Genomic DNA, 24,969 nt, shown 5'->3' with positions numbered 1-24,969 from the left:
CAAATCAAAATCTGATTGCAATTAAAATCCAGTCGTTTATAGTCATTATTCAATAATATCGTTATTTTAGTTTTGAAATTAACGATATTATTTGATATGAGCACTTGAACTATCAAAGTATGTTCCCAACTTAATAGCATAGGATAGCTAGTTTATTTGACATAGCGCCTATTTACCTTGAAAGTATTTTATGACAGAACAAACTTTGCCAGAAAATTTACCTACCACTGAAACCATGCATGAAATGATGCCATTGTTGCCTTTGCGCGATGTTGTCGTCTACCCTCACTTGGTGATTCCACTTTTTGTAGGACGTGCAAAGTCCGTCAAAGCCTTGGAATTGGCATCGGATGGCAATAAACAAATATTGTTGGTGGCGCAAAAGTCTGCCAATAAAGATGAGCCAGATGCAGAAGATTTATATGAAATTGGCACATTAGCCACGGTATTGCAAATGCTAAAACTGCCTGATGGCACTGTAAAAGTGCTGGTCGAAGGTTTGCATCGCGTACGCGTTTCAGAATTTGTAGAAACCGAAGAATGTTTTTTAGCTAAAGCTGAAAAAATCGCCGATCCCGTTGAAAACGATAGCGAAACGGAAGCGTTAATGCGCACTGTTTTTACGCAGTTCGATCAATACGTCAAATTAAACAAAAAAATCCCACCTGAGATTTTAACTTCTCTCGCGACCATTAACGAAGCAGGGCGCTTAGCTGATACTATTTCTGCGCACTTAACGCTTAAATTAGAGGAAAAACAAAAAATCCTTGAAATGTTAAGTGTGATGGAAAGGCTTGAACACTTGCTGCATTTGATGGAATCTGAAATTGATATTCTACAGGTTGAAAAGCGCATCCGCGGTCGCGTAAAACGCCAAATGGAAAAAAGCCAGCGCGAATATTATTTGAATGAGCAAGTAAAAGCGATTCAAAAAGAGTTGGGTGAGCAGGACGAAAATGCAGAGTTAGAAGAGCTTGAAAAGCGCATTAAAGATTCCGGCATGACTAAGGAAGCGCATGCGAAAGTAAATGCAGAGCTTAAAAAATTAAAATTGATGTCTCCGATGTCTGCGGAAGCTTCGGTTGTGCGCAACTATATTGATACTCTGGTGAATTTACCTTGGAAGAAAAAAACCAAAATCAGTAAAGATTTGGCGGCTGCAGAAGCGATTTTAGACGCAGACCATTATGGACTTGAAAAAGTGAAGGAACGCATTGTTGAGTATTTGGCAGTGCAGCAGCGCGTGGGCAAGTTAAAAGCACCTATACTGTGCTTGGTAGGGCCGCCTGGCGTCGGTAAAACTTCTCTTGGGCAAAGCATTGCTAAGGCAGTGAACCGTAAATTTGTGCGCATGGCCCTCGGTGGCGTGCGAGATGAAGCAGAGATTCGTGGTCATCGCCGCACTTATATTGGCTCGATGCCAGGAAAAGTATTGCAAAGCATGAGTAAAGTTGCGGTTAAAAACCCACTCTTCTTGCTGGATGAAGTAGATAAAATGGGACAGGACATGCGTGGCGATCCATCCTCTGCTTTGTTAGAAGTGCTTGATCCGGAACAAAACCATACCTTTGCAGACCATTACATCGAAGTTGAATACGATTTATCTGACGTGATGTTTGTGGCAACGGCGAATACGATGAATATTCCTGCGCCTTTGTTGGATCGTATGGAAATTATCCGTCTTGCAGGCTATACGGAAGATGAAAAAATTAATATTGCGATGAAATATTTGTTGCCTAAAGAGCTTAAAACACATGGTCTTAAAGCAACCGAGATTAATATTTCAGAATCAGTCATCCGTGACGTTGTGCGTTATTACACTCGCGAAGCAGGTGTGCGTCGATTAGAGCAGGAAATTGCTAAAATTTGCCGTAAGGTAGTGAAGGAGTTGCTCTTAAATCAAACGCGTGTGAGCAAAGCACGTCGAGCTACTGATGTCGCAACTAAAGAGAGTGCAGTTACGGCAGCTAAAAAAGTAAATATTACTTCTAAAAATTTAGAAAAATATCTGGGTGTGTATCGTTATGATTATGGCGTGGCTGCTAAAGACAACCAAGTAGGGCAGGTGACTGGTTTGGCGTGGACCTCGGTTGGCGGTGAGTTGCTAACGATAGAGGCTGTTTTGCTGCCAGGTAAGGGCAAAACTATCACGACGGGTAAATTGGGCGATGTGATGCAAGAGTCTGTTCAGGCTGCGATGAGTGTTGTGCGTAGCCGTGCCTCAGGATTAGGCATCAGTGAAGATTTTTATGAGAAAAAAGATATTCATATTCACTTGCCAGAAGGCGCTACACCTAAAGATGGCCCAAGTGCAGGTATTGGCCTTGCGACTGCCTTAGTTTCTGTTTTGACAGGCATCCCGGCGCGTGCTGACGTTGCAATGACTGGCGAAATCACCTTGCGTGGGGAAGTGCTTGCGATTGGCGGCTTAAAAGAAAAGTTGCTGGCAGCGCATCGTGGTGGTATTAAAACTGTTTTAATCCCCGAATCCAATGTGAAAGACTTGGTTGAAATTCCTGAAAACATTAAGAATCAATTGGTCATTCATCCAGTAAAGTGGATTGATCAAGTATTGGAGTTTGCTCTGGAAAGCTTGCCGCAGCCGTTAACCGAAAAAGCAGCTGAAATTCCAGCTGTTGTGGGCGAGCCCGCCACAGACGTGAATCTGCCAGTGACGCATTAGTTTTGAGGCTTATTGCGGCTTATTTGCATTAATTTAGTGTTTATATAGCAAAATAGCCCGCAAAGCCTTGACACAGGCTTTTGTAGCTTGATATAAAGTCATAACAGGATAGGCCTGTTATTTAAGTTATTAACATTTGAGGGGATTACTCGTGAACAAATCAGAATTGATTGACGATATTGCAAAATCAGCTGGCATTTCAAAAGCTGCCGCAGGACGTGCTTTGGATGCAACTACCGCTGCTATTACTACAGCACTAAAAAAAGGTGATTTAGTAACATTAATTGGCTTTGGTTCATTTTATGTTGGTAAACGTGAAGCGCGTAACGGCCGTAATCCTCGTACTGGCGCGACAATCAAAATCAGTGCTGCAAATTCTCCTAAGTTTAGGGCTGGTAAAGCACTTAAAGATGCTGTAAACTAGCGTTCTTTTAGTGATTGAGTAATTAACCACTAAAAGCGAGTTAGCTTTAAGGCTTTGGTTAATTTAAAGTGATGACGCATTAAATTAAATAAGGCCTTAAGTTGTAAAGTGGCACAGGGTGCTTAGCTCAGTTGGTAGAGCGTCGCCCTTACAAGGCGAATGTCAGCGGTTCGACCCCGTTAGCACCCACCAATCACTAACATATATCGCCTCATGATTACTTAAGAGTGCTAGATTTTTAGCGCTCTTTAATTTTGAGGAATTTAAGTTTTTTGTATTATTTAAATAATACTAATATAAGTAGCAAGAAAACTGGAGTGGTAGTTCAGTTGGTTAGAATACCGGCCTGTCACGCCGGGGGTCGCGGGTTCGAGTCCCGTCCACTCCGCCAACATATAAAAAAGCGAGCTTCTAGCTCGCTTTTTTATTTTCTAAATTAATTCACTCTCCAAATTCCATGCGCTCTGCATTAAAGCCACTATTTGAATGTGAGTAATTAAATATGGATAAAGTATCTAAGAAACTAATTGGATATTTAGTCATCAATGATATTGTTCAATGTGCTCAAAGTGCCGCGTCAAGTCACAACTGTTATATAATCTCAAGGTTTATCCTAGTTACTAATTTACCATTTTAAAGTACTAAAAATTTAGAAAGTTAAGATATGTTAGATGCAATTCGTAATCACACGCAAGGTTGGTTGGCTAAGGTAATTTTGGCTTTAATTACTATTCCATTTGCATTATTTGGTATTGATTCGTATTTTAATGATGCGGGTAGTAATGTTGCTATTGCTAAAGTAAATGGGGATAAAATCACCATTCAGGAGTATGGAAATGCTATTGATAATGTCCGTAGCCGCTTGCAATCACAAGGTCAAAAAGTTGATCCTGCCATGTTGGAAAGTGCTGAGTTAAAGCAATCGGTGCTGGATGGTTTGATTACGCGACGTTTAGTCAATGCTGAAATTCAGCATGCCAACTTCAAGATTAGCGATGAACAATTAAGTACCTATATTTTGGGTATGCCGGAATTTCAGCAAGATGGTAAGTTTTCTGAAGATATTTACCAAAAAACACTCGCACAGAACAAATTATCGGTGAGCAAGTTTGAGAGTGACAGACGTAATGAGTTGTTAAACCAGCAAGCGCGTGAAGGTTTGGGTTTGTTAGTTTCCGTGCCAGAAGGTGTGACGGATCAAGCATTGAAATTTGCACATCAAAAACGTGATGTGAGTGTGGCTGAAATTAAAACAGCACAATTTGTAGCGCAAACAAAGGTAACGCCAGAACAAGTAAAAGCTTATTACGAACAACATAAAGACAAGTTTAAAGTGCCAGAGCAAGTTAAGTTGGAATTCGCTTTGCTTTCTGCGGCTGGTTTGGTAGCGCAAATGCAAGTGAGCGATGAAGAAGTGAAACAGTTCTATGATGAAAATGTATCTAAGTTCCAAGGAGATGAGCAACGTCAGGCGAGTCATATTTTGATTGGCTTTGGCGTAACGGCAACAGCAACAGAGAAAGCCGCTGCTAAGGACAAGGCTGCTGATATTTTGATGCAGCTTAAAAAAGATCCTAAACGTTTTGAAGAGTTGGCGATGAAGAACTCTCAAGATCCTGGTTCGGCCAGTAAAGGTGGTGATTTAGGCAGTTTTGGACGTGGTGCGATGGTTAAGCCATTTGAGGATGCAGTTTTTAGTATGAAAGTGGATCAAATTAGTGATTTAGTTGAATCTGAGTTTGGCTATCATATTATCAAATTGAATGGTGTGACAGGTCACTCCTCTTCTTTTGAGGCCATGAAACCGCAAATTAAAGGCGAGCTGTTGTTTCAAAAGGCTCAAGCTAAATTTTCTGAACTTGCGGATGATTTTAGTAATACTGTCTATGAGCAATCAGGTAGTTTGAAACCTGTGGCTGAGAAATTTGGTTTGCAAGTTCAGCCAACTGCATGGATGAGTCGTGAAGAAGGAGCAAAATTCTTTAAGAGCGAGAGGTTGATGAACTCTGTTTTTTCTGATGAAGTATTAAAAGAAAAACGTAACTCGGAAGCTGTAGAAGTATCTCCGAACAATTTGGTTTCTGTGCGCGTGCTGGAATACAAACCTGCTGCACCACGTAGTTTTGATGAAGTTAAAGGTGGTATTGAGGGCTTACTTAAACTGGAACAAGCGACAAAATTAGCGGCTGAAAAAGGTTTGGCAGATTTGGCTAAATTAAAATCGGGCGGCCAAGTCGATGACTTGGAGTGGATTCCAACGGTAACGATTGATCGTAAGGATGCACAAGGGTTGACAGAGCCTGTGATGAATCAAGCATTTAAAATTGATGCTAGCAAATTACCAGCTTATGCGGGATATGTGGACGGTAACAAGTCTTATACAATCGTTCAGGTAAGCCGCGTAGATAACGCGTTGAGTGACGATGCAAAACAAGGCGCGGTGGATGAGTACAAGGCAGCTGTCGCTGCTGAATATATAAGTGCTTACGGCAAATCGCTAAAAGCGAAAAGTAAAGTTGTGGTGAATCGCAAGCTATTAGAAAGTAACTCTCAGCAATAGTATTAGTTGCCGATTAAACAAAAAAGCCGATGTTGAAACATCGGCTTTTTTGTTGTTGTCGGTACTTGTATTAATTGATTTTATTAATCAATTTGGCCTGCTGCAGTGATATTCATACCGCCATCTACATACGTAATTTCACCGGTAATGCCAGAGGCTAAATCGCTACATAGAAATGCAGCGGTGTTACCAACCTCTTCAATTGTTACATTTCGGCGCAAAGCCGCGTGACGTTCATTAAAGCCGATCATTTTATCAAAGTCAGCAATGCCAGAAGCGGCAAGTGTTTTAATCGGGCCTGCAGATACCGCGTTGACGCGGATGCCACGTGGGCCTAGACTTTGCGCCAAATAACGTACATTCGCTTCTAAACTGGCTTTTGCAACGCCCATTACATTGTAATTTGGCATGGTGCGCTCTGCGCCTAAGTAGCTTAATGTTAATAGGCTGCCGTTACGGCCTTGCATCATTGGATAAGCAGCTTTGGCGAGTGCGGAGAAGCTATAAGAGCTGATGTCGTGTGCGATACGAAAGTACTCACGATTTACCGCATCTAAATAATCGCCATCTAATGCCACTTTGGGCACGAAAGCCAGTGAATGCACAAGACTGTCTAAGCCATCCCAGTGTTTGTTGAGTGCAGGGAAGAGGGCGTCGATTTGTGCATCTTCGGCTACATCACATGGCAGTATAATTTTAGAGTCAAAATCTGCAGCTAGACCCGCTACACGATCTGCATGTTTTTCCAATTGATAAGTAAAAGCCAACTCCGCACCTTCGCGTTTCATCGCGGCTGCGATGCCGTAAGCAATAGAGCGATTACTTAATAAACCTGCGATTAATATTTTTTTTCCTGCTAAAAATCCCATAACGAATCCTGTTAATTGTTGATATTGGTCAAATAATGATTTGAACGAATTGTATTATCTAAATGGCTTATTGCCTGTGTCGTTATTATTAGCACTAATGTTAAATTAGTCTATTTGTTATTAGATCTTGGGTCTAGCGCGTCGCGCAAGCCTTCACCAAGCAAATTATACCCCAACACAGTAATCAAAATGGCAAGTCCAGGAAACAGGGATAACCACCAGGCAAATTGAATATACTCTTTGCCATCGGTTAAGATGTTACCCCAAGACGCTTGCGGAGCTTGTACACCAAGTCCTAAAAAACTGAGTCCTGATTCCATTAATACCGCACCCGCAACGCCTAATACGGCGCTGACAATAATCGGCGTAAGACTGTTCGGCAATAAATGTGTGAAAATAAGGCGTGCATCTTTTGCACCCAGAGTGCGTGATGCCAGCACAAACTCACGGCCACTCAGGCTTAGAAATTCAGCGCGCACTAATCGCGTGACGCTCATCCAAGAGGTTAAGCCAATCACAACCATGATGTTCCAGATTGAAGGGGTTAAGAAGGCGATAACAGCCAGTATTAAAAAGAAGCTGGGGATGGATAACATGACATCGACCAAGCGCATGATAAGTGTATCAATCCAGCCGCGGTAATAGCCTGCAATAGCGCCTAGAACGATACCAATTGCTGTTGCAATACCAACAGCGACTAAGCCAACTAATAACGAGATACGCCCGCCATGCAGCATACGGCTTAGTACGTCACGCCCAAGACCATCTGTGCCCATCCAGTGTTGCCAGGATGGCGCTAATAGAATGGCTTTAACGTCAATATTATTTGGGTCAAATGGTGAAATAACGGGCGCTAACATGGCGAGTATAAATACGCTGACAATAATGATGAAACCGATTAAGGCAAGCGGGTTTGAGAGTGCTTTTCTGAAGATGCTTTTATTCATGACTATTCTCTAACGACACCGCGACGTACGCGAGGGTCTGCCCATGCATACGCAATATCTGCCAATAGATTACCAAGTAAGGTAAGTGCTGAGCCAATCGTTAAAATGCCCATAATCACAGGAAAGTCGCGCATCATCACACTATCAAAAAATAGTTTCCCCATGCCTGGAATAGCGAAAATCGTTTCTGCAATGACAGAGCCGCCAATTAGGCCTGGAATCGATAAGCCAATAATCGTAATTAACGGTAACAGCGCATTGCGCAGTGCGTGTGTGTAAACAACTTGATGTTCATTCAAGCCTTTAGCGCGCGCGGTTGTAATGTAATCTTGATGAAACACATCCAGCATACCGTTTTTTACAAATAGGGTGATACCCGCCAAACCAGTTACTGAAGGGATAATGACAGGCAAAATAAGATGGCTGATGCTATCTTTTATTTTCGCCCAAGTATCTAGCGACTCATAATTAATGCTGTGTAGGCCAGAAATGGGTAGCCAATTATTCATCACGCCTAACCAGTACATCAGCAATAAGGACAGCCAAAAACCGGGGATTGAAAAGCCGATAAAATTAAACAGCGTAATGGATTTGTCCTGCCAAAGCGTGTATTTACGCGCGGCAATAATGCCTAATGGAATCGCTAAGGTTAACGTGATAATTAAGCCTAAAATATTGATGAATAACGTGATTGGTAAGGCCTCTTGAATCATGCCTTTCGTCACATTGCCATCTTTATCGGTGGTCTGCCAGAATACAGGCTTTTGATGCGATGCAAATGAGTTGCCGAAATCGAGCGTGCCCATGCGTTTTAGCCACAAACCATATTGCACGATGACAGGTTTGTCTAAATTGTATAGCTCACGCAGTTTTTGGCGCGATTCTTCCGAGGATTTTGGGTTAAATGACGCTTCGTTATTGGTAATGTCACCTGGCGCCAAGTGCATGATAAAAAAGGAAATTAAACTGATTCCAATCAGCAGGGGAATCATCCACAGTACGCGTTTAATTAAGTATTTAAGCATGATTAACCATTAATTTGCAGAGATTTCATTGCGTCCGGTTTCTATGCGTCTAAGCGGGCTAGGAATATACCACTCATGTGAATTGTAGCCTATGCCAGCCGGTGGCGCAGGTGAATCGATACCTTTGACACGTTTATGAATGGCGCTGAGGCCGTAGCCTGCGGATAGATAAATAATCGGGCTGTCTTCTAGTAATACTTTTGCAAATTCATGATAAATTTTCGTGCGCTTATCAATATCCATTTCTAGGCGACCTTGCTCTAATAACTGATCGATTTGCGGATTATTGTAGCCAATAAAATTGAATTGCCCCGGTTGGTTTTGACTGGAATGCCAAATACTGAATTGATCTGGATCTAAGCCTAAACTCCAACCAAGAACCACTGCATCGAAATCGCCTGTTTTAATAAAACGGCTGATAAAACTCGCCCATTCAATCGCGCGAATTTGTACGTCGATACCAATATCTTTGAGTCTGCGTTGGATTAATACCGCTGATTTTTCGCGTTCTTTATTTTGGTTGGTGATAATTTCAAAAGAAAATGGCTTGCCATCGCGATCTAAAATACCATCACCATCAGAATCGATAAAGCCAGCTTCTTTCAATAAAGTTTTCGCCTTATTAGGATCGTAAGAGTAGGGTTGTAAATCAGGGTTGCTCCAGCGTGTGCCAGGTTTGTAGGGGGAGGCAATGTTAATCCCCAAGCCTAAATAAACACCGTCAATAATCTCTTGCTTATCAATCGCGTAATTAATCGCTTTGCGTACACGGATATCATCAAAAGGTTTATGTTTCAGATTGAAACCTAGATAGGTGTAACTGTTACCCAGCTCTTTATACAGCGCTAATTTTTTTTGCAGTTCTGGTCGCGCCGGAATAATGCGCGAGTATTTAATTGGGTCCAAGGCCATGAGATCGATATTGTCCGCCATCAACTCTAAAAATTGCGCAGAGTTGTCAGGAATAATGCGTGTGACGAGCTTATCAATTTTGGCGGCACCTAATACTGAAGTCGGATTACGTGACAGTTTTAAGTTTTCGCCATGCGTCCAGCTATCTAACTTGTAATAGTGACTGCCGACAGGATTGCGTGCAAAAGCAGTGGTGTGAATGTCTTGGTTCTCAAGTAAGTGTTTAGGTAATATTTGTAGACCTGCCCAGCTATCCAGCGCTGGCGCATAAGCTTGGTCATAAGTCACACTAAAAGTCAGCGCATCAGGCGTAGTCGCTTTTTTAACGAGTTGATAGTCTGATGCGTATGGACTGCGGGTTTTTTCATCTGTTACTAGTTTCCATGTAAATAACACATCTGCACTTGTTAAAGGTTTGCCATCCGCCCATTTTAGATTGGGTTTTAGCTTAAAAGTGATGGTTTTATGGTCGCTTGATATTTGCCAGTTTTCTACTAGCTCACCTTCTAAATCCAGATTTTTATCGTATTTGAGTAAGCTATTGAAGATATGACTGGAAATAGCACTGGAAGCTGATTCGCCAGCAACCATGGAAATTAAACCTGAAGGTTCGGCAGTGGAAGCATCAATCAATGTGCCGCCCGCTTCAGTTGGATATTGCTTATTATAATCGGTGGTATCTTCAACTGATTTGCCACACGAAAGCAATGCAGATATACACACCACGTAGATAGGTAACAGGGGCAGGAGTCGATTTAATCTAATGTTTTGGACCATAAAAAGCGCTTGTCATGATTAAACCGTTTAAAAAAGCAAAAAATTGCTACTGATGAAGTATGTACTTATCTTATTCGAATATTAGAATGTGCTTTTACATGTCGAGATGATTTGTTTTTAGAGTTAACACTGTGTTTAACGATTATTTTTTTTCCAGCACTTACACTTTGTTTGGTATTGGTTAAGTGAAGGGTTTGCCCAATCTTAAGCTTGCTATTTTTTAGCTGGTTAATTTTCATTAATGCTTGGCTACTGATGTCATATTTATTCGCCAAAGCTTGTAAAGTTTCACCTTTTCTTACTTTGTGTACAACAGGGCGTTTAAGTGTGCTGTTGCTTGCACTCTCATTCGCATCAATGCTGTTTTGCGCTAGCTCGGCCACATCAATCATATTGTCTTCATTGGCCGCATCAGCTTTGCTGTTGTAAATGGCAGGGACCAAAATAGGTTGCGATATACGCACTTTTTGTGATGATGATAAGCCGTTTACATCGCGTAATTGGCTGACATTCATGCCAAATTTTTGTGCAATATTATCCATACGTTCGCCGCGTTTGGCGTTGTAAGTTTGCCAATTGGTCAGCGGTTTGTCATAGTTAGCAAGGTTAGTGGCAAAACGCTCAGCAGCCCAGACAGGCAGCAGTAGCTGGTGTTTTTCGCCAGTTGATGTAATGACCGGGCGGTTGTAACTCGGATTAAGTGAGCTAAACTCTTCCAATGAAATTTCAGCTAATTCCGCGGCTAATTTAGCGTCAATTTGTTTGGGCGTTGTGACACGTGCAAAATAAGGGCGATTAGGAATTGAGCCGATTTTTAAGCCAAACTGCTCAGGGTGAGTGATGATGTTTTTCATGGCCTGTAATTTAGGCACATAGTTTTTTGTTTCTGCTGGCAAGCTTAAGCTTTGGTAATCCGTGGGCAAACCCTGGCGGCGATTTTTATCAATTGCGCGCTGCACAGTACCTTCGCCAGCGTTGTATGCAGCAAGGGCTAAATCCCAAGTGCCAAACATGCCGTGTAATTTTTGTAGATAAGTAAGTGCTGCACTTGTAGCAGCCGTGACGTCACGCCGATTATCGACCCACCAATTCTGCTGCAAGCCAAAGCTTTTACCAGTCGCCGGAACAAACTGCCAAATGCCTGATGCTGCGCTACGGGAGTACGCCTGCGGATTAAACGCGCTTTCAATCATGGGTAATAGCGCTATTTCAGTTGGCATGCCACGTTTTTCTACTTCCTCCACAATGTGATACAAGTAGCGTTGGCTGCGATCTAACATACGTTTTATATAATCAGGGCGTGTAGCGTACCAAGTTTCATGGTTCGTTGTGTATTGCGATTCCAAATTTGGAATCGCATAGCCTTCTTTAATGCGTGACCATAAATCATCGCTATTGCTTGCATTGTCTTGATAGCTGCTGAGTTGGCTTGATTCATTGGATTCAACACCATTTAAAAAATTTCGAACAGGGTCGCCAGTTAAATCGCTATCTACGGATTCCGTGATGATTTCAATTTCTACGCCAGCAACATTGGTATCAGCAATTGCAAGGTTTGAGTAAGCCGCACTGCAGGTTAGTAAAAACAGGCCGAACAGGCTGACCATTAATTGTTGCTGTTTTAACTTTGCGTGTGTGACTAATTGAATCGTGTTGATATGTATTCCTAACATTTACTTTAAACCATTTTTTTGCAAAACCGTCTTGCATGGTAGCGACGGGCTGCGCATTAGTCAAGTAAAAGTTCTACCTGATTATTATTTGTTATGTTGATGATTAATAATGATTTCTTAATGCTCTGATCGCAGTAAAAACCGCTAATTCGTCTCTGCTTTTTGCTTGTGAGTTCTGCCAGATTGTGGCTTGATTGCAGCGTAAAAAAGGGTTGATTTTTAATTCTAATGCTATCGTGCTGGGGATGCTGGGTAGTTGTTGGCTGCGTAGCTGCTGCACAATCGCTTGTCTGGCAATGAGTGTTTCGTTATCTGGTTCCAGTGTTAAGGCAAAAGCAATATTGGTGGCGGTGTATTCATGTGTGCAATAGACTTTTGTTGCTGGATCTAATTGTTTTAAGCGATTCAGCGATTGCAGCATTTGTTCCGGCGTACCTTCAAATAATCGCCCGCAACCCGCGCTAAATAACGTATCCCCACAGAATAAAGATTGTTTATTATAGTAAGCGATATGCCCTAATGTATGACCTGGCAACCACATGACGCGGAAGCTTTCATTTATTTCAGGCAAGTGAATAATATCGTTTTCAGCCAGTACACTATGTTTAAAATCAAAATTTTCATATGTGGGCGCATAGACGCGCGCACTTGTATGTTCGATTAATTTGGCTACGCCGCCAATATGGTCGTGATGATGGTGAGTAATTAAAATTGCGCTGAGTTTGAGATTATTTTTTTCTAATGCTTCAATCACAGGTTGCGCATCGCCAGGATCAATTACGACTGCATGGTTTTTGTGATGCAAAAGCCATATATAATTGTCGTCAAAAGCAGGAATTGGAATGATATGCAGCATCTTGAGGTATGCGAATTTTAGTCCGCGAAAGCGCGTTAGATAAGGATAAGATGCATGTTTAGCTTGATGCGATTATTTGTCAATCATTAAATATACGATAAGGCATGCGTTTAGAACAGCAAAATAACTGGTTATCGACCACATTAGGCCAATATCTCTTAAGTCATGAGCAGGCGATGTATGACAAAAAAGTTGGTGATATATTCGGTTTTAATGCGGTACAACTGGGATTGCCGCAAATGGACACGCTTAAAAATTCGCGTATCCCGCATCTGCTGCATGTGGGAAATAGTACGGGAGTGGTATTTTGCGAAAGTGACTATTTGCCATTTGCAGAGAGCTGTATTGATTTAATTTGTCTGCCACATGTGTTGGAGTTTAGTGAAAACCCGCATCAAACATTACGTGAAGCAGAGCGCGTACTGGTGCCGGAAGGACATTTGATCTTAACGGGTTTTAATCCAATCAGTGCTTGGGGTTTTAAATATGCATTAAATCAGGAAGATAATTATCCGTGGAATGGGCAGTTCTTTACTTTATCGCGCATTAAAGATTGGCTGGCACTACTGGGTTTGGAATTTGTCAGTGGAGAAATGCATTGTTATGAACCGCCAGTGAGTAATCAAAAGTGGTTGAGTCGTTTTGCGTTCATGGATAAGCTGGGTGACCGATGGTGGCCAATGATGGGCGGTGTTTACTTTATCGTGGCTAAAAAACGTGTTGTTAATATGACGCTTTTAAAACCGAATTGGAAGAAAAGTTCGTTAAAATCTCGGTTAGCAGTTAATCACTCGCAAAGAACTAAACCGCACCAGCAACACCATCTAAATAACAATAAGCATCAAAAAGAATAGGCATTGAATACGAATAATTATGAATAATATAGTAGAGATTTACGCAGACGGCGCATGTAAAGGAAATCCAGGTCCGGGTGGCTGGGGCGCATGGTTAATGTACGATGGTAAAGAAAAAACATTAAGCGGTGGCGAGAAGCTGACAACCAATAATCGTATGGAGTTGACGGCGGTGATTCGCGCTTTGGAAGCGCTGAAAAAACCATGTGCGGTAAAAGTGTATACCGATTCATCTTATGTGCAAAAAGGCATCAGCGAATGGATTGTTGGCTGGAAAGCGCGTAATTGGCGCACTGCAGACAAAAAGCCAGTGAAAAATGACGACTTATGGAAAGTGCTGGACGTGCTTGCCAACCAGCACAGAATAGAATGGATCTGGGTAAAAGGCCATGCTGGCAATGCAGGAAATGAACGAGCTGACGCGCTTGCCAATGAAGGTGTTGCAGCTTTTCTGTAACAATAATGATGTTAACCAACCCGTAAAAGACTATCCAAAATTCAACAAAAAACTGAGTAATTGAAATCATGCGCCAAATATTCCTAGATACTGAAACCACGGGTTTATATCCAGCCCAAGGCCATCGTATTATTGAAATCGCTGCGGTTGAGATGATTAATCGCCGGCCGACCAATCAGCATTTTCATATGTATTTAAATCCTCAGCGTGAAATAGACCCTGCAGCGCAAGAGGTGCACGGAATCACGCTTGAGTTCTTACAGGATAAGCCACTGTTCTCCGCAGTTGCAGAAGAGTTCCTCAACTTTATTAATGGCTCGGAATTAATCATTCATAATGCGCCGTTTGATGTGGGTTTTTTAAATAGCGAGCTTGGCCAAATCGGGCTACAGCCGATTGAAACGTTTTGCGATAAAATCACCGATACGTTGAGAATGGCCAAAGACTCACGTCCGGGTCAGCGAAATAACTTAGATGCCTTATGTCGGCATTTTGGCATTGATAATGCAAAGCGTACTTTGCACGGTGCTTTGCTGGATGCGGAGTTGCTGGCCGAAGTGTACATGGCGATGACGCGAGGGCAGGATAGCTTGATGATGGATTTAGTGCCGCCTCAGCCGACTATGCAAGCGGCGGCAGGAAATACAGGCCCGCGAGTATTAAAGGTAATGAAGGCTGATACATCTGAATTGGCAGCACATGAAGAGTATATAAATGGCCTTGTAAAATCCGGCGCCAAACTATGGTAATGAATAGATTAGTAATAGATTTTTATAACAATTAAGCAGTCATTTAAGTTAGGTTTTTATCACATGAAAAATTGCATCATCGTTACAGGCGGCGCAGGTTTTATTGGCAGTAATTTTGTTTTGAGTTGGGTAAAAGGGCAACATGGGCAATGTGTCAATTTAGACAAACTTACCTATGCAGGTAATTTGGCTAATTTAGCTGCTATAGAGAAAAACTCAGAATATGTATTTATACAAGGCGATATTGGAGATAGGGCAGTTGTTGATGCACTTTTAAAAAAATATCATCCCTATGCAATCGTGAATTTTGCAGCCGAAAGCCATGTGGATCGCTCAATTCATGCACCAGGCGAGTTTATTCAAACCAATATTGTGGGCACATTCAATCTACTGGAAGCGGCGCGTGCTTACTGGAATGATTTAAATGATGCTGACAAAAGTAACTTCAGATTTTTGCATGTTTCTACCGATGAAGTTTATGGCTCACTAAGTGCGACAGATCCAGCGTTTAAAGAAACTAATCCATACGAACCTAACAGCCCGTATTCTGCATCTAAAGCTGCTTCGGATCATTTGGTGCGCGCCTATCACCATACCTACGGCATGCCGACGTTGACGACGAATTGTTCTAATAATTATGGACCGTATCATTTTCCAGAAAAACTCATTCCATTGGTGATTCACCATGCATTAAATGGCAAACCGCTACCGATTTATGGCAATGGCAGCAATGTGCGCGATTGGTTGTATGTAGCAGATCACTGTAGCGCGATTCGTCGCGTGTTAGAGGCTGGCAAAGTAGGTGAAACCTACAATATTGGTGGCTGGAATGAAAAAACCAATCTCGAAGTAGTACATACCTTGTGCGATATTTTAGATAAAGAAAAACCAAAACAATCCGGTAGCTATCGCGATCAAATCACCTATGTGACAGATAGGCCTGGGCATGACCAGCGCTATGCGATCGATGCCTCTAAAATTGAGCGTGAACTAGGCTGGAAACCAGCCGAAACATTTGAGACAGGTATTCACAAAACGGTGAAGTGGTATTTAACCCACCAAAATTGGGTGGATAATGTGACCAGTGGTGAATATAAAAACTGGGTGAATAAAAATTACAATGAACGCGGTGAGGAGTTAGCATAATGACAGCGAAAAATAAGTCCATGAAGGGCATTGTTTTAGCGGGCGGCTCAGGTACGCGCTTATATCCAGTGACACAAGTGGTTTCTAAACAGTTGCTGCCTGTTTATGATAAGCCGATGATTTATTATCCTTTATCTGCGTTGATGTTAGCCGGCATACGTGAGGTATTAATCATTTCCACACCGCAAGATACACCGCGTTTTAAAGAGCTGTTAGGCGATGGTGCGCAGTGGGGAATGGATATTCAATATGCAGTCCAGCCTTCACCGGACGGTTTGGCACAAGCTTTTATCATAGGTGAGCAATTTATTGGCGACGATCCTTGCGCGTTAGTACTTGGTGATAATATTTTTTATGGTCACGAATTAGCCTTAATGGCACAAAATGCAGCAAAACGTACGCAAGGCGCTACTGTTTTTGCTTACCCAGTACATGATCCTGAACGTTATGGTGTAGTGGAGTTTGACGCGGCAGGTAAAGCGGTTAGTTTGGAGGAAAAGCCTAAACAACCTAAATCACGCTATGCGGTCACGGGTTTGTATTTTTACGATAACCGCGTGGTAGAAATTGCCAAGAATATGAAACCGTCTGCACGTGGTGAGCTGGAAATTACCGATGTGAATCGTCAGTATTTGGAATGGGGTGATTTGCAAGTAGAAGTAATGGGTCGCGGTATGGCTTGGCTAGACACAGGTACGCATGAATCATTATTAGAAGCCAGTACGTTTATCCAGACGATTGAAAAGCGCCAGGGATTAAAAATCGCTTGTCCGGAAGAGATTGCTTACCGCATGGGGTTTATCGATGCGACACAATTGGAAATTTTGGCGAATAAATATGCCAAAAATGGCTATGGGCAATACCTTAAATTACTACTGACGGAACAGGTGTTTTAATGCAGATTATTAGAACCAGCATTCCAGAGGTGATTATTTTTGAGCCTAAAGTATTCGGCGATGAAAGAGGTTTCTTCTTCGAAAGTTTTAATGCAAAAGTATTTAAGCAAGCGACAGGTTTAAATGTAAGTTTTGTGCAGGATAACCATTCAAAATCGGCTAAAAACGTATTGCGTGGTTTGCATTATCAGATTGAGCAGGCACAAGGTAAGTTGGTACGCGTGACGCAAGGAGAAGTTTTCGATGTGGCGGTAGATTTGCGCGAATCGTCAGCTACTTTTGGACAATGGGAAGGCACACGCTTATCTGGTGAGAGTAAACGCCAGATGTGGATTCCACCAGGTTTTGCACACGGTTTTTTAGTGTTGTCGGAAACCGCTGAATTTTTGTATAAAACAACCGATTTTTATGCGCCACAGCATGAATGTTGTCTTAAATGGGATGATCCAAGTGTGGAAATAGACTGGCCTTTGCAAGATACGCCAATATTGTCAGCTAAAGATAGTGTCGGTTTAAGTTTGCAAGACGCTAAAAAATTCATTTAGCACGCACAATAAAAATGAAAAAAATTCTACTAACGGGCGTGAACGGGCAGGTTGGCCATGCGTTGCAAAACAGATTAATGCAATATGACGTGGTAGCGTTAAACCGTGAACAACTGGATTTAAGCGATGGCGCTGCGATTCGTCGTATTGTGCAAATGATTCAGCCAGATTTAATCATTAACCCAGCCGCATATACTGCAGTTGATAAAGCAGAAACAGAACCCGATTTAGCCTATGCAATCAATGCGATTGCACCACAGATTTTGGCTGAAGAGGCCGCCAAATTGAATGCAGCGCTGATTCATTTCTCAACGGACTATGTGTACGATGGCTCAAAACCTGGTGCTTATGTAGAAAACGACTTAGTTAATCCATTAAGTGTATATGGCAAAAGTAAACTTGCCGGAGAAGATGCGATTCGTGCAGTGAATTTGCCGCATTTGATTTTGCGTACTAGCTGGGTTTACGGCGCTTACGGTAAAAATTTTTTAAAGACGATTATTCGTTTGGCAAGCGAGCGCGATAGCTTACGCATTGTGGCTGACCAGTTTGGCGCACCGACCAGTAGCGAAAGTATTGCAGACGCAGTCGTTTCGCTATTGACACCATGGCAACCGCAAAACGCCAGCCAAACAGGTATTTATCATTTAACCAATCAAGGTAAAACTACTTGGCATGGTTTTAGCTGTGCGATTGTAGATGAATATAACCAATTGGCTGTAAGCAAAAATTGGCCGCCACTTAAAGCCAATGTAGAAAATATTGCGGGGATTCCGACGGTAGAATATCCAACACCAGCGGCGCGCCCTGTCAATTCAAGTTTGAGTAATAGTAAATTGAATCAGGTATTTAAGGTGATGTTGCCGGATTGGCAAGCGGGTTTACAACAGGTTATGCAGCTAGTTAAGCTTTAAGCCAGCGAGCTTTAAATTGATTGAGTAAATTAACTCAGCGCATCAGCCCAGCTATTCGGCGTTTCATATAGTCGCACACGCTCTAATTGTAAGTGATTCCCATAGATATCTTTGTACTGGCTTTTTAGGATTTTGAATGCTTCAGCAGCCATATTTTCTGCTGTTGGCACGGTAGGAAAGACCACCGTCTTATGATTGGGCAGTGAGTTCAAAAAATTCAGCACCTCCAGATCATCTTTAAATACTAAAAAGGCATGATCCCAAACATCGACTACGCTTTCACGCGCAATGCGTTTCACATCAGAAAAATCCATCACCATACCACTTTCGGATACGTTGTCTTGCGTAATAATGTCGCCAGATAAGGTGATTTCTAAAGTATAACGATGCCCATGCAGGTTGCGGCATTGGCTTTTGTGAGAAGGAATGCGATGACCTGCATCAAATTCTAAACGAGTGGTAATTTGCATGAGGCTATTATAGCATTTAGGTGGGTTGGTGCTGTTTTGCCCACGTCACAAACTGTTCAAATGGCATGGGTTTTGCAAAGTAATACCCCTGACATTTATGAATTTTCATTTGCTTAATCAAGTCTAGGCAATCTTTATCTTCAATACCTTCGGCTAACACTTCCTTACCTAAACTATTGGCAAGCATGGCGATTGATTTGACGATTTCGAAATCATCGGCTGAATGTTTAATATCACGCACGAAAGATTGATCGATTTTAATTAAATCAATCGGCATGGTACGCAATCGTGAAAGAGAGGAAAATCCGATACCAAAATCGTCCAATGCCAGCCTGAAGCCATTATCAGACAGTGATTGGATGACCGATAGTGAGGTTTCGTTGTATTCTAAAAAACCATTTTCAGTGATTTCAAGCACAATATCCTGCGGTGAAATTTTCCATAAAGCCAATGTCTGCAGCAATAAATGCTGTAATTCAATGTCGTATAAATCTTCTGCACGCAGGTTGATGGTTAAATAAATGGGCAAATGATGTTCATGTATCAATTCGCTCGCGTATCGGCAGGCTGAATTGATTAACCAGCGCGTGAATAATTTTCCTTTGCCCACTTTATTTAAAATCTCGATTGTCACGCTCGGATAAACGTTATCTCCTGTATCGTCACACCAACGCAATAACAGTTCGGCGCCAGCGCAGGTCGATTGATTAAGGTCAATAATTGGTTGAAAAAACAACGTTAGACTATCGGTGGAAAAAGCCTCTAATACTTTACTTTCTAAATCGTTGTGTAGCTGTAATTCTTCTTCGATCGATTCTGAGTATTTGACAAATTGCTGGTGTTTTGTAATGGCATTTTCTAGCGCTGATTTGGCATTTTCATATAAATCAAGGCTATCTTTTGCCGATTGCTGTATCACTGCAGCGCCAGCGAATGGCGTTACAAGAACAGAATCATGCTTTAACAGCAGAATTTCTTCAAAGGCACGGTTTATTTTTGCGGCAAGCAAGTCAAGGTGGCTGGTATTGTTTAAATCGGGTATCAATAAATCAAACTGTAAATTTCCGCTATGAAACAAAATAATGTCCGTTGCTATATTTTGTTTGAGAATTGACGCGATCTTTTGACTTAAGTTAATTGTAAGGATGTGCGAAAAAACAGGGCGGTTTCTGGCAATTTGAAATTGAATTGAAAATAAAGCGATGAATTGATTAGGACTGGCTTCTTTAATCGTTTTTTCTAATGCGCTTAATATTAGGTTCGCATTCGGTAGTTGCGTGTACTGATCAAAATTGAGTGAATAATCAAGCTGATGCTGCTGGTATTGTTGCGTCGTTTCGGCAACCATATCAAACAAAAGTAAATGCAGTTTTTTAGTATTTTCTTTACTAAACAGCGAGTTGGATTCCAGGCCGCTCAGGCAGTTAAGTATATTTTGTATGCTTAATCCATTTTGAATGGCATTTAGCCATAAAAATATTAGTTGATTAATTTGTTGCGTAAACTGGCTTAAGTCTAAACTTTTTGGCCAATTGTGCAGTGCGTTTTTCAGGTCAATCAAAAAGAGATTATTGGCCTCTTTTTCTAAAAGAGTGTATTTTTGCAATGCATCAACGTTGACTTCGAGATTAGCAAGTAGTGATTTCTGATTAAGCCCATAATGGCTGAGTTTATGTGCAATTTCTTGCTCGGTGTAGACAATTTCAATTTCTAATGGCTGCTCGGGTTCTGATGGTTCTTCAGAGCGAGTTTTATCTGCCATTTTATTATTGATTAACATAAGATTAACTGAATGCGATGGCTTGCTGAGAAATAATCAATTAAAGATAAAAATCATTGGGATTTAAGCCATAGCTATCGGGCGCGAGGCTGTTGACAATTTTATACGCTTCGCCGGAAGGGGTGCTGGGGCTGTTGAGCAGATTCAATATCACAGGCGCATCGTAACGCACTTTGTCTGGATCCAGCAGTAACATCAGGCGCGGCAGTAATCGTCTTACTTGGTTTTGCTGAATCACGACGGCAACTTCGCCAGTGTTGAGTTCTACCAGTGAACTGACTGGATACATACCCATAAACTGCACTAACTGATCAATCAGCTCTGCGCTAAATTGCTTGCCACTTAATTGATGTATTTCATCTAAAGCCTGTTGATGAACCACACCTCTGGCATAGCTTTTATGGCTAGTTAACGCACAGTAAGTATCAATTAATCCGGAAATTTGCGATACAAGGCTGATTTGATTGCCTTTCAACTGAAATGGGTAGCCACTGCCATCAATGCGCTCATGATGTTGGGCGACCAGAAATATGGTTGTATCCGGTATGTCCGGTGTGGTATCTAAGATTTTCAGGCTTTCATCAACGTGCTTTTTGGCATGTTCATATTCTTCACGCGTCAGTTTGCCTTCTTTCAATAAAATATCCGCAGAGATTTTAACTTTACCGACATCTTGTAATAAACCAGCTAAGCCGAGTTCTTTAATTTGTTTTTTTGATAGTGCTAGAAAATTACCAAAAGCCATCAAAGTTATTGAAACATTCAGAGCATGGTTATAGGCATAATCGTCGGTCTTTTTTAATTTTGCCAGCCACAGTAAAGCATCCGGTGTGCGGCCAATGCTTTCTACCATGCTGTCTAAAATCTCACTGACAGCGGTTAAGTCGAGATTCTGCTCATTGGCGACTGACTCAAAAATATCACGTGTTGCAATTTGAGATTGCTCATAAACAGGTGCTATCGCTAAAATTTCGTTTTCAACGGGCGGCTCTTCCTCAAAAATCGTGATCCTATAACCGTCATCATCCACAGCTTGTTTAGATTGAGCCTCTGCAGAGTGGTTAATAGAATTTTTAATTTTATTCCGTTTATTAAATAAGCCAGCAACAAATCCACTGAGGTCTTCTACTAATTGTTGGGTTACAGATTTCTGATTGGATTCTGGCGAGTGAGGATAGGGCAGAGCTTCTTGTGTGGCAGTATTTGCACCATGACGCATGTTATATACTGTGCTATCACTACTGCTATTGGGCGATGCATTTTGCTTGTGTTGATAATTTTTTACTTCTTTTAAAACATCTAAAAATGAGATTTTAGTGCTGTGTTGTGTTGTGCTATTGCCATATATTTGCTTGTCAGAAAGCATGCTGTTCGGATTTTTTAACTTAATGACAGAGCCTTCATGCTTGATGGCTGTGTTTTGTTTGGCGGGCGAAATAAATTGATCGCCAACTGATTTTGTGCGGTCAACATACACAAACTGGCAAATAGATACCAAGGTGTCTAGATCGGATTGATTATCCAGCAAAAAACCTTGTAACATAAAAGGCGTACCTATCCACGGCCTGTCCAGCTCCGCAATATACATACCCAGCGCCAATCTTGTTATTTCTACCCGCTCTCTTTTTAAGTCAATCATTTTTAATTTTAGGTATGAAAATAAAGTAAATTTGGATATTGACTATATAACTTATAGATTCAATTGGTGATGTTAAATCATAATGGTTGCTAAGTGAAGCCTAGCACAAGTGAAACCTAGCATAAGTGAAACTGCGCAAGCAAACTCGCGGTAAGTAGCTTCCAGCAATTAATTAAGACAATTCGCCGGATAAGTTTTTGTAGAGATTGAGCCTTATGCTTGAAATTTTACCGTCATTAACCGCATTAATCACTGCGCAATCCGGTTCGTGCGAATGCTTACAGTTATTAAATCGGCACTTGCCTAAATAAGGTCTAAATTCTTTAAATGCTAACTCCAGCTGTTCATTTGAAAGATGATTAAGGCCAAACTCTTGCAAGCCAGGTGAGTCGATCAAGCTGCTATTGCTGTCTAAATGATACAAATGCGTTGCGGTCGTTGTATGTTTTCCGCTATCCAATACGGTACTGATTTCTTGGGTGCGTACATGCATATTTGGCAATAAAGCATTAATGATTGTGGATTTCCCCATGCCTGATTGGCCGACTAAAACACTGCGATGATTAGCTAAATATTGATGTAATACCTGAATATCTTGCTTGGCCGACAAATGAACGACTTCGTAGCCTAAGTCGCTATATAGTTGCAGCCGGGTTTTTGCATTGTCATCATCATTTAAATCGCATTTGTTCAGTACGATAAGCGGTTTGATATTGGCGGCTTCAGCAGCGATCAGGCAACGATTTAATAATGCCTCATAAAAACTCGGCTGAGTCGCTAATACGATAACGATTTGCGTGACATTGGCCGCGAGAATTTTACTTTTATATTCATTGCTGCGATATAGCAGAGAAGTGCGCGGCAGGCTCGATTCCACAACGCCTTCAGCTTTGTCTGTGAGTTTGATATTCACATTATCACCGCAGGCCAAATCGGTTTTTTTGCCACGTGTGACACACTTGATGCGTGTTTTGTCTGCGAGTTCTACATCATAGCGTTTGCCGTACGATGCGACGACTAAACCTTGTGGCATAACTGATTATTCTTCAATGATTGAGCCTAATATTTGAAAGTGAGTGTTTTGAGGGTAGATGTTTTGAAAGTGCTTAATTTGAAAAGTAGTTATTCTGTATTAACGCTCAAGTTTATAGTAAGTTTGATTTAAATAAGCAGCCACATTAAGTTCTTCATCTTCAAACCATTTCAAACCTAGCATAGTATTACAGTTACGTACCTGCGCGATTAAACCTTTGGTAGTCTGCACTTTTCTGTATTCACGTGTGTAAATGCCGGAGCCATCGCCGCCGAAGCTACTGGCATGGCAACTGATGCAATGTGTCTCGACAAGCGCTTTGCCTGCATTAATATCTGCCTTTGGAAATAACTCATCAGCCTGAAGAGTTAAGCTAAAAACCGTTGAAATCATTAATATCAATAAAGTTTTTAGCATTTCGTTGGCCTATATGAATACCTGTTAATGTGTATATGCCGTTAATTTTGAGATACGGATACTCGCAGGCGGATGAGAGTCATAAAACGCTGAATGCAATGGGTCCGGTGTAAGCGTTGATGCGTTATCACGATATAACTTAACCAATGCATCAACCAAATGATTGGCATCGGCGTGTTTAGCCGCGTAGTCATCAGCTTCGAACTCATTTTTGCGTGAGTAGCTTGCCATGAAAGGGCGCAATATAAACAAGAATACTGGCGACACCAGTAAAAACAATAGCAACGCCATGTGATTGCTCATCTCAGTAACGCCCAAACCATTGTAGAACCAAGCTTGGTTCATTAACCAGCCTAATAATGCTAAACCCACAAAGCTCATAAAAAATAGCATGGCGATGCGTTTAATCACATGGTGATGCTTAAAATGCCCAAGTTCATGTGCTAGCACAGCTTCAATTTCCTGCTCATTTAATCGGCTTAATAATGTATCAAAAAACACGACACGTTTGCTGCTGCCAAAACCTGTGAAATAGGCATTGCCGTGGCTGCTGCGCGCAGAGCCATCCATCACAAACAAGCCTTGCGATTTAAAGCCGCATTTTATTAAAAGCGCTTCAATACGCGCTTTCAGATTCTCATCCGTCAGTGGTGTAAATTTATTAAATAATGGAGCAATAAAGGTTGGGTAAACCGCCAACATAACAATATTAAATACACTCCAAACCACCCACAAATAAAACCACCAGTATTCACCGGCACCTTGCATTAACCATAAGGCGGCAAATAGAATCGGGGCGCCAAGTACCAAGCCAACCAAGCTGTGTTTTAACATGTCGCTAAAAAACATTGCAGGCGTCATTTTATTAAAGCCAAATTGTTCATCGATGGTGAATGTTTTGTAGTAATCGAATGGAATGTCAATTAAGCTGCTGACTAATAGAGCTGTACAAATGACCAAAGCACCGCGAATGATTTCGTGACCAGATAATATGTTAAACCAAGCATCATCTATCCACTGCAAGCCGCCGCCTACGGTCAATATCGCTAATAATATCGCTTGTACTGCCACTTCGATTAAAGCTAATTTGCTTTTTGCGCTGGTGTAGTCAGCCGCTTTTTGATGGGATTCTAAACTGATATTGCCTGAAAAGGCTGTGGGCACCGCAACGCGATGCGCCTGTACATATTTGATGTGTCGCGAGCCAAGCCAAATGCGCGTAGCTGTCGTTGCGATTAATAAGAAAATAAAAACAAATGTGAGCGTGGATGCCATACGGTTAAAAGCTTAAATATTAAATATAATGTTATTGTGAAGCATTAATGCGCAGTACGTTCAATTTT

At 41.6% G+C, this 24,969-nt stretch carries 22 protein-coding genes and 2 tRNA genes; 12 read left to right on the top strand and 12 right to left on the bottom strand.

Features of this window, described 5'->3' with window-relative positions; genetic code table 11:
- Positions 1-190 precede the first annotated feature (190 nt).
- From lon to K370_RS03305, 5 genes are all read left to right on the top strand, one after another.
- Complete coding sequence (lon, locus tag K370_RS03325) at positions 191-2,683, top strand: endopeptidase La (protein WP_047538233.1); 2,493 nt, start codon at positions 191-193, stop codon at positions 2,681-2,683.
- Between the two features lie 151 nt (positions 2,684-2,834).
- Entirely contained in the window at positions 2,835-3,107 is a 273-nt protein-coding gene (locus K370_RS03320; protein WP_020168242.1) for an HU family DNA-binding protein, read from the top strand.
- Between the two features lie 116 nt (positions 3,108-3,223).
- Positions 3,224-3,299, top strand: a tRNA-Val gene (locus K370_RS03315).
- Between the two features lie 122 nt (positions 3,300-3,421).
- Positions 3,422-3,498, top strand: a tRNA-Asp gene (locus K370_RS03310).
- Positions 3,499-3,771: 273 nt separating this feature from the next.
- The gene (locus K370_RS03305) at positions 3,772-5,667 is read left to right on the top strand and encodes a SurA N-terminal domain-containing protein (protein WP_047538230.1); all 1,896 of its coding nucleotides are present in this window, start codon (positions 3,772-3,774) and stop codon (positions 5,665-5,667) included.
- 83 nt (positions 5,668-5,750) lie between these two features.
- Here the strand turns inward: K370_RS03305 and K370_RS03300 are convergent, their stop codons facing one another.
- The 6 genes from K370_RS03300 to gloB form a co-directional block, all read right to left on the bottom strand.
- A complete protein-coding gene (locus K370_RS03300) occupies positions 5,751-6,536 on the bottom strand; it encodes an enoyl-ACP reductase FabI (protein WP_047538227.1) in 786 nt (261 codons plus the stop codon).
- 110 nt (positions 6,537-6,646) lie between these two features.
- On the bottom strand, positions 6,647-7,483 hold the full coding sequence (locus K370_RS03295; RefSeq protein WP_047538224.1) for an ABC transporter permease: 837 nt from the start codon (positions 7,481-7,483) through the stop codon (positions 6,647-6,649).
- Between the two features lie 2 nt (positions 7,484-7,485).
- A complete protein-coding gene (locus tag K370_RS03290) occupies positions 7,486-8,508 on the bottom strand; it encodes an ABC transporter permease (RefSeq protein ID WP_047538221.1) in 1,023 nt (340 codons plus the stop codon).
- 9 nt (positions 8,509-8,517) lie between these two features.
- Complete coding sequence (locus K370_RS03285) at positions 8,518-10,197, bottom strand: peptide-binding protein (RefSeq protein ID WP_235272675.1); 1,680 nt, start codon at positions 10,195-10,197, stop codon at positions 8,518-8,520.
- Between the two features lie 65 nt (positions 10,198-10,262).
- Positions 10,263-11,870 carry a transglycosylase SLT domain-containing protein gene (locus K370_RS03280; protein WP_047538218.1) on the bottom strand — a complete coding sequence of 536 codons (1,608 nt, stop codon included), beginning with the start codon at positions 11,868-11,870 and terminating at the stop codon, positions 10,263-10,265.
- A gap of 103 nt (positions 11,871-11,973) precedes the next feature.
- Positions 11,974-12,726 carry a hydroxyacylglutathione hydrolase gene (gloB, locus tag K370_RS03275; protein WP_047538214.1) on the bottom strand — a complete coding sequence of 251 codons (753 nt, stop codon included), beginning with the start codon at positions 12,724-12,726 and terminating at the stop codon, positions 11,974-11,976.
- Between the two features lie 104 nt (positions 12,727-12,830).
- On the opposite strand from gloB, the gene K370_RS03270 reads away from it, so the two are divergent.
- The 7 genes from K370_RS03270 (at position 12,831) to rfbD (ending at position 18,287) form a co-directional block, all read left to right on the top strand.
- On the top strand, positions 12,831-13,580 hold the full coding sequence (locus K370_RS03270; RefSeq protein WP_047538212.1) for a class I SAM-dependent methyltransferase: 750 nt from the start codon (positions 12,831-12,833) through the stop codon (positions 13,578-13,580).
- A gap of 19 nt (positions 13,581-13,599) precedes the next feature.
- Positions 13,600-14,037, top strand: coding sequence for a ribonuclease HI (gene rnhA, locus K370_RS03265; protein ID WP_047538209.1), 438 nt, complete (start codon positions 13,600-13,602; stop codon positions 14,035-14,037).
- Positions 14,038-14,105: 68 nt separating this feature from the next.
- Complete coding sequence (gene dnaQ / locus K370_RS03260) at positions 14,106-14,786, top strand: DNA polymerase III subunit epsilon (RefSeq protein ID WP_047538206.1); 681 nt, start codon at positions 14,106-14,108, stop codon at positions 14,784-14,786.
- A gap of 63 nt (positions 14,787-14,849) precedes the next feature.
- The gene (gene rfbB, locus K370_RS03255) at positions 14,850-15,932 is read left to right on the top strand and encodes a dTDP-glucose 4,6-dehydratase (protein WP_047538203.1); all 1,083 of its coding nucleotides are present in this window, start codon (positions 14,850-14,852) and stop codon (positions 15,930-15,932) included.
- A 20-nt stretch (positions 15,933-15,952) separates the two neighbouring features.
- Positions 15,953-16,828, top strand: coding sequence for a glucose-1-phosphate thymidylyltransferase RfbA (gene rfbA / locus K370_RS03250; protein ID WP_047538928.1), 876 nt, complete (start codon positions 15,953-15,955; stop codon positions 16,826-16,828).
- Positions 16,828-17,373 carry a dTDP-4-dehydrorhamnose 3,5-epimerase gene (gene rfbC, locus K370_RS03245; RefSeq protein ID WP_047538200.1) on the top strand — a complete coding sequence of 182 codons (546 nt, stop codon included), beginning with the start codon at positions 16,828-16,830 and terminating at the stop codon, positions 17,371-17,373. Before rfbA ends, rfbC begins: the two co-directional genes overlap by 1 nt.
- A 14-nt stretch (positions 17,374-17,387) precedes the next feature.
- Positions 17,388-18,287 (top strand): dTDP-4-dehydrorhamnose reductase, encoded by a 900-nt coding sequence (gene rfbD / locus K370_RS03240; protein WP_047538197.1) that lies wholly within the window; start codon positions 17,388-17,390, stop codon positions 18,285-18,287.
- A 29-nt stretch (positions 18,288-18,316) separates the two neighbouring features.
- Here rfbD and queD read toward each other — a convergent pair whose 3' ends face one another.
- From queD to K370_RS03210, 6 genes are all read right to left on the bottom strand, one after another.
- Positions 18,317-18,757, bottom strand: coding sequence for a 6-carboxytetrahydropterin synthase QueD (gene queD / locus K370_RS03235; RefSeq protein WP_047538195.1), 441 nt, complete (start codon positions 18,755-18,757; stop codon positions 18,317-18,319).
- Positions 18,758-18,773: 16 nt separating this feature from the next.
- Complete coding sequence (locus K370_RS03230; protein WP_235272674.1) at positions 18,774-20,519, bottom strand: EAL domain-containing protein; 1,746 nt, start codon at positions 20,517-20,519, stop codon at positions 18,774-18,776.
- Between the two features lie 58 nt (positions 20,520-20,577).
- Complete coding sequence (locus tag K370_RS03225) at positions 20,578-22,176, bottom strand: HD-GYP domain-containing protein (protein WP_047538191.1); 1,599 nt, start codon at positions 22,174-22,176, stop codon at positions 20,578-20,580.
- 172 nt (positions 22,177-22,348) lie between these two features.
- Positions 22,349-23,209, bottom strand: a complete 861-nt coding sequence (gene rsgA / locus K370_RS03220) for a ribosome small subunit-dependent GTPase A (protein ID WP_047538189.1) — start codon at positions 23,207-23,209, stop codon at positions 22,349-22,351.
- 99 nt (positions 23,210-23,308) lie between these two features.
- Positions 23,309-23,626: a hypothetical protein gene (locus K370_RS03215; RefSeq protein ID WP_047538186.1), complete on the bottom strand. Its 318-nt coding sequence runs from the start codon at positions 23,624-23,626 to the stop codon at positions 23,309-23,311.
- A gap of 24 nt (positions 23,627-23,650) precedes the next feature.
- Complete coding sequence (locus K370_RS03210) at positions 23,651-24,901, bottom strand: M48 family metallopeptidase (protein ID WP_047538184.1); 1,251 nt, start codon at positions 24,899-24,901, stop codon at positions 23,651-23,653.
- Positions 24,902-24,969: the final 68 nt, after the last annotated feature.

It is taken from the genome of Methylotenera versatilis 7, from assembly GCF_000799165.1.
Taxonomy (GTDB): Bacteria; Pseudomonadota; Gammaproteobacteria; order Burkholderiales; family Methylophilaceae; genus Methylotenera_A; species Methylotenera_A versatilis_A.
This window is presented reverse-complemented; position numbering and strand designations above follow the sequence as displayed.